Annotated in this window: 7 protein-coding genes; 6 read left to right on the top strand and 1 reads right to left on the bottom strand. The window is 24.8% G+C overall.

Going from position 1 to position 6,394, the window contains the following annotated elements; translation table 11 throughout:
* From tolA to ybgF, 4 genes are all read left to right on the top strand, one after another.
* On the top strand, positions 1-459 hold a 459-nt coding region (gene tolA / locus Bfest607_RS01710), incomplete at its 5' end, for a cell envelope integrity protein TolA (protein WP_500838034.1).
* 146 nt (positions 460-605) lie between these two features.
* On the top strand, positions 606-1,979 hold the full coding sequence (gene tolB / locus Bfest607_RS01715; RefSeq protein WP_500838035.1) for a Tol-Pal system beta propeller repeat protein TolB: 1,374 nt from the start codon (positions 606-608) through the stop codon (positions 1,977-1,979).
* A gap of 103 nt (positions 1,980-2,082) precedes the next feature.
* Entirely contained in the window at positions 2,083-2,613 is a 531-nt protein-coding gene (gene pal, locus Bfest607_RS01720) for a peptidoglycan-associated lipoprotein Pal (RefSeq protein WP_500838036.1), read from the top strand.
* Positions 2,614-2,651: 38 nt separating this feature from the next.
* Positions 2,652-3,431 (top strand): tol-pal system protein YbgF, encoded by a 780-nt coding sequence (gene ybgF / locus Bfest607_RS01725; protein ID WP_500838037.1) that lies wholly within the window; start codon positions 2,652-2,654, stop codon positions 3,429-3,431.
* A gap of 92 nt (positions 3,432-3,523) precedes the next feature.
* Here the strand turns inward: ybgF and pgl are convergent, their stop codons facing one another.
* The gene (gene pgl / locus Bfest607_RS01730; RefSeq protein WP_500838038.1) at positions 3,524-4,558 is read right to left on the bottom strand and encodes a 6-phosphogluconolactonase; all 1,035 of its coding nucleotides are present in this window, start codon (positions 4,556-4,558) and stop codon (positions 3,524-3,526) included.
* A 217-nt stretch (positions 4,559-4,775) separates the two neighbouring features.
* Between pgl and gpmA the strand changes: the two genes are divergently transcribed.
* Positions 4,776-5,483 (top strand): 2,3-diphosphoglycerate-dependent phosphoglycerate mutase, encoded by a 708-nt coding sequence (gene gpmA, locus Bfest607_RS01735; RefSeq protein WP_500838039.1) that lies wholly within the window; start codon positions 4,776-4,778, stop codon positions 5,481-5,483.
* Between the two features lie 170 nt (positions 5,484-5,653).
* The gene (locus Bfest607_RS01740) at positions 5,654-6,364 is read left to right on the top strand and encodes a Bax inhibitor-1/YccA family protein (protein ID WP_500838040.1); all 711 of its coding nucleotides are present in this window, start codon (positions 5,654-5,656) and stop codon (positions 6,362-6,364) included.
* Positions 6,365-6,394 lie beyond the last annotated feature (30 nt).

Consider the following 6,394-nt stretch of genomic DNA (forward strand, 5'->3'; position numbering starts at 1 on the left):
CCTATGCTGAAGAAAAAACATTCAGATATAACAAAAAATTCAATACATCCTAAATTATGTAACACTACTAATTCCGATTTTAAAAAAATAGAAAATTTATTAAATGTACTTACTAATAATTCTAGTTATATAAAAAATAATAAAAATCTTGATTCATTACTTATAAAAAAAAATAATTTTAATGATATTAAAAATAATGAAATTAATTTATATAAAAATTCAATCATTCAATCTATTCAACAAAAATTTTACAATTCATCTGATTATTTAGGAAAGAAATGTGATCTAAAAATACAATTAGATGTTAATGGGAAATTAATATCAGTCACTGCTATTTCTGGTGATTGGGCACTATCTCAAGCTGCAATAATTGCAGTAAAATTAACAAATTTTCCTAAACCTCCAAATATTTATATTTATAATATTTTTAAAAATATAGTCTTAAGCTTTTCTCCATAATAAATAATAATAACAACATATTCATGTAATATTAAAATAATATAATTTACTAAATAGTATTAAAAATTTCTTTATCAAAAGATACATAATTGTTATATTACTCAATATGTTATCAATAGAAAATTTAAAAAATTTTATTAAAGTAAATGCATTCAAGACTTTTCATACTATTCATTCTTTGGTGCTTACCACTATTCGTGATAGCAGATATGAGAATCGAAATCACACATGGAATAAATTCCGCTCATCCTATTGCTGTCGTACCATTTTCTACCATGACTCATGATCAATATAATTCATCATCAAATGCTCTAGACATAGAAGATATTGGATCAATTATTTCTGCTGATTTGCGTAATAGTGGAAAATTTAATACTTTACCTATTGCATATTTACCACATCAACCCTCAAAACTTTCTGATATAGTTCCAATTTTTTGGGAAAAATTAGGTATTAATACAATTGTATTAGGATCAGTCAATATAGATAATAATGATAATTATCATATCACATATCAATTAATAGATACCTCTAGTAATCCTGCGCTAATAATTTTAGAAAACCAATATTTAGTGAAAAAACAATATATACGTCACACTGCACATACTATAAGTAATGAAATTTTTGAAAAATTAACCGGAATACGAGGTGTATTTTGTACTCGTATTGCATATATATCATATATACATAACACTAAATATCCTTATGAATTATATGTTGCTGATTACGATGGATATAATCAAATTTCTATCTGTCGATCAACAGAGCCATTAATGTCTCCAGCTTGGACTCCAGATGGAGAAAAAATTGCTTATGTTACTTTTTCTTCTGGATGTTCAGAATTGGTAATACAAACTTTAAATACCGGATTAGTAAGCCATATTGTTAAATTTCCTAATCATAATGGATCTCCAGCATTTTCTCCAGACGGTAAAAAATTAGCGTTTAGTTTATCAAAAACAGGAAGCTTAAATTTATATGTAATGTATTTATCATCTGGTAAAATTTATCAAGTAACTTCAAATAGACATAATAATACGGAACCTAGTTGGTTTCCAGATAATATAAATTTAGCTTATACTTCTGATCAAGGTGGTACTCCTCAGGTATATAAAGTCAATATTAATAATACTTCTGATATTCAAAGGTTATCTTGGCTTCCAGGGAGTAATCAAAGACCAAATATTAGCACGGATGGAACTTTTATAATTATGGTAAACAGGTATAAAGGGGAACAAAGTATATCGAAATTAAATCTATTAACTGAACAAGAAGAAATACTAACTAAAGATTCATTTTTAGCAGATACACCTAGTTTATCTCCAAACGGAATTATGGTTATATATAGTGCTTTTTCTAAAAAAGCAACATCTAACTCTATAATTAATAATAGCAATAATAATAAATCTATTTTAGAATTAATATCTGCTGATGGTCGTTTTAAAGCTCATTTAAAAGGTTCATCAGGTAATATTAAATTTCCTGTTTGGTCATCATCATTATCTTGCTCAAAAAGATAAAATATATATAATAATTGTTAGTTTTTAATATACAATTTTATTATTAATTAATTATGAATATTCTTTATAAATATTGCCAAAATTTGTTAAGTTAGGTATTTAAATGAAAATTAATCGATCTACTTTAATATTATATGTATATATATTTATTATTAGTATAATAACATCTTTGTGTATCTCTTGTAAACATTTTACTAATAATCCCAAATATATCGATAACATAGATTATTTAGACAAACTAGATACGAACAGTATTCTTAATACTACGGAGAAATCTAATCGATTCAATCAAATACAACAACTCCAATCAAAAAATATAATTTATTTTCCTTTAGATCAATATTATATTCTTCCTGTTTTTTTTAATATTTTAGACATGCATGCATCTTTTTTACGTAATAATTCTTTATATAAAATTATTATAGAAGGCCATACAGACGAACGAGGTACTCCAGAATATAATATTGGTTTAGGAGAACGACGAGCATATTCTATAAAGAAATATTTACAAAGTAAAGGAGTTCTATCCAATCAAATAAATATTATTTCTTATGGCAAAGAAAAACCTGTTTCTTTTGGTCATACTGAAGAATCATATTCTAAAAACAGACGAGGTGTATTATTATATCAATAGTGTATATATATCATATAATAAAATTTATTATATTTTCTTTGTTTATTTATATAATCAGTATTGTTTTAATTTCAAATATCATTTTTTTAAATGATAGAGTATATATTGTTCATGCAAAAACAACATATTATAAAATTGATCTTAATCAAAAAATAAAGGAATTAAATCAAATATTAGATGCACATAGCCAATGTTTAATTCAATTACAACAACAATTATCAGAAACCCAGCAAGATATTGATGAATTGCGTAATAACATTCAAGATATTCAACATTGCATGCAAAATATGACAAAAAATCAAAAAGAATCCTATAAAAAAATATATGAAGAACTATACCAAAATAATTTGATGAAACAAAAAAATTCTAACACAACAAAAAATTTAGAGTCAAATTTTAATAAAAATATAATTGATACAAAACAATTACCAAATAATATAGATTATGATTATAAATCAGCAGTTTCATTAGTTTTAGAAAAAAAACAATATAATCAAGCTATTCAAGCATTTCAAAATTTTATAAAAAATCATCCAAAATCTAATTATCAACCAAATGCACACTATTGGTTAGGACAATTATATTATAATAAAGGTAATAAGGATGATGCTTCTTATCATTTTGCATTAGTTGTAAAAAATTATCCCAAATCTTCAAAAGCATCTGATGCATTACTAAAAATAGGAATAATTATGCAAGAAACTAATCAGATAGATAAATCTAAAATAATATACAGACAATTGGGAAAGTTATATCCTAATAGCGATGCTGCTAAACAAGCCCAAAAACGATTAATACGTTTACAAAATAATAAATAATCATGTTCACCATAGTAAATTAAAAAACTAAATAAAACTGTTTATTAATAAATATTTGTTATAATAAATATTATTTTTGTATGAATTTATTTTTATAAAGATATAATATTAATCCACATTGGTCCTTTACCTGATGGATGACGTGAAATAAAATTTAATTGTCCATTCTTTAAATTAATTCGATATAAAGCAATATGATGAGATTTTTGTCCAGCAACAATTAAAAAATTTCCTGTGATATCTATTGAAAATCCTCGTGGTTGTGTTTCAGTATATTTATATCCTATTAACTTTAATGTTTTTGTTTTTGGAAGTACTTTAAAATAACTAATAGTACTATTAAATCTGTCAGAACAATATATCCAATTATTATCTGGAGTCATGTGTATATCTGATGCCCAAAATTTTTTTGGACTTACACTATGAGTAGTAGGTAATATTTTTATTGTTTGTATAATATATAAATATTTTTTTTCTATACTGTATGATAACACGTTAATTGTTCCATTAAGCTCATTGATTACATATGCATAGTCTGCAGATTTATGAAAAATCATATGACGGGGACCAGAATCTATTTTAGTTGTAATATATTGTAAATGGTACGGTATTAATTTTCCGTTATATTTATTTATATCAAATAATCTAATTGAATTTTCTTGTAAACATGGGACCCAGAGTATTTTTTTGGTTTTATCTATATTAACTGAATGGCAACCTAATAAATTTTCTATAGTTTGAATAATACAACAATTATTAGTTATTTCAAAACTATCAATAGAAATAACACCAACAACGTTATAATTGTAAGATGCATAATATAAATATGTACTTTCTTGTTGAACATTAACAGTAATATAAGTGGGACTATTTAAAATTTTGACAGCTTTTATTTTATTTAATAATCCTTCTGGACTAATACAATAAGTATGAATACTAAAATTAGGCCGTATTCCGACATATAAAAATCTAGAATTAGGATGGATGGCCATAGGTTGAGCTTGACCACAAGTGGAGATTATTTGAATTAGCTCTAATGATTCTTTAGATTCATCTAATCTCCAAACATAAATTTGATGACTTTCAGGGCTAGCTACATAAACAGTTTGTATTATTTTTGGATTCATATTTTATATATATAGAAAATATTATGTATAAAAAATAGTTTAAATAATTCGTTTTTATAAAATTTTAATAACACAACATTATACAGAATATTTAAATATTTTAATGAAATATTTTCTTAAAAAGAAATTATAATAATTAATATTTATTTATCTTAATTACAATTATAATATAAAATATATATAGTGTTTTTAAATAAAAAGTGAGTGTATCATAAATATGAATATAATTCAGGTAGTATTTATAAGACATGGAGAAAGCAAATGGAATAAAGAGAATAAATTTACTGGTTGGGTTGATGTTGATTTGTCAAAACAAGGTTATCGTGAAGCACAAAAAGCCGGAGAATTACTTAAAAAAAATAATTTTGTTTTTCATTATGGATATACTTCTGTTTTAAAACGAGCAATACATACTTTGTGGATAATTTTAGACCAATTAAATCAAGCGTGGTTACCAGTAGAAAAATCTTGGAAATTAAATGAACGTCATTATGGATCTTTACAAGGTTTAAATAAAGATGAAGTTATAAAAATATATGGCTATGACGTTGTTCAAAAATGGAGACGAAGTTTCAAAACTATTCCTCCAATCGAGGATATAGTAATAAATAAAGAAAATGTTTTCGCTGAAATACATGATATTCCTTATAATATGATGGGTATTTGTAACTTGCCTAATGGAGAAAGTTTAGAATTAACTTCAAACAGAGTTATTCCATATTGGGAAAAAACTATTTTTCCCAATGTTAAGAACAATAATTCAGTCATTGTTGTAGCCCATGGTAACTCGATAAGAGCAATAATAAAATTTTTAGGTGACTTAAATGAATCTGAAATATTTAAAATCGAAATACCTACAGGGATTCCATTAATATATGAGTTTAATAATAATTTTAAACCTACAAAATATTATTATTTATCTTAAGACATTAAATTAGTATTTCTATATTATGTGCAATTATAATAACATTATAAAATAAACAATTATTTTTATCAACAAAATGTTGTATGCATACAACATTTTGTTGATAAAAATAATTGTTTATTTTATAATGTTTAGAAGTTTTTATTTTTAATTTTTAAAAGGTGATTAGTATGGATCGATTTTCCCGTTTTCAGGGTATATTATCCGATCGAGATAACGCTGTGATACAGCCATTTATATCTCAGGTGTTTGGGTGGATGTCTTGTGGGTTATTATTAACTGCATTTGTTGCATGGTATACCTCTAGAAGTCCTGTAGTTCTTCAAATATTATTTTCTAATCAAATAATATTTTTTGGATTAGTAATTAGTCAATTAGCATTAGTATTTGTTTTATCTGGAATGGTAACAAAACTTAGTGGATCATTAGCAACTACTTTGTTTATGTTATACTCAGCATTAACTGGATTAACTTTATCTAGTATATTTGTGTTATATACAACATCTTCTATATCCAGTACTTTTGTAGTAACATCTGGAATGTTTGGAGCAATGACATTATATGGGTATACTACTAAAAAAGATTTAAGTAGCTTTGGAAACTTGTTATTCATGGCGCTAATTGGACTCATGTTAGCATCAGTCATGAATTTTTGGTTAAAAAATACAGCTATTACATGGATTGTAACTTATATTGGAGTATTGGTATTTGTAGGATTAACTGCATATGATATGCAAAAGATTAAATCTATCGGATCTTCTTTATCTATAGAGGATCAAGAGCAATTTCGTAAATGTTCAATTATAGGAGCATTAACTTTATATTTAGACTTCATTAATTTATTTTTAATGATGATTCGCATTTTTGGAAATAGGCGTTAGTTCATTAAATTTTTATTCCTCGTATAGAGG

This window comes from Candidatus Blochmannia festinatus (nom. nud.) (assembly GCF_059936355.1).

Coding starts and splice junctions, on each gene's coding strand:
- tolB (WP_500838035.1), top strand. CDS start 606: ATGCATTCAAGACTTTTCATACTATTCATTCTTTGGTGCTTACCACTA.
- pal (WP_500838036.1), top strand. CDS start 2,083: ATGAAAATTAATCGATCTACTTTAATATTATATGTATATATATTTATT.
- pgl (WP_500838038.1), bottom strand. CDS start 4,558: ATGAATCCAAAAATAATACAAACTGTTTATGTAGCTAGCCCTGAAAGT.
- gpmA (WP_500838039.1), top strand. CDS start 4,776: ATGAATATAATTCAGGTAGTATTTATAAGACATGGAGAAAGCAAATGG.
- Bfest607_RS01740 (WP_500838040.1), top strand. CDS start 5,654: ATGGATCGATTTTCCCGTTTTCAGGGTATATTATCCGATCGAGATAAC.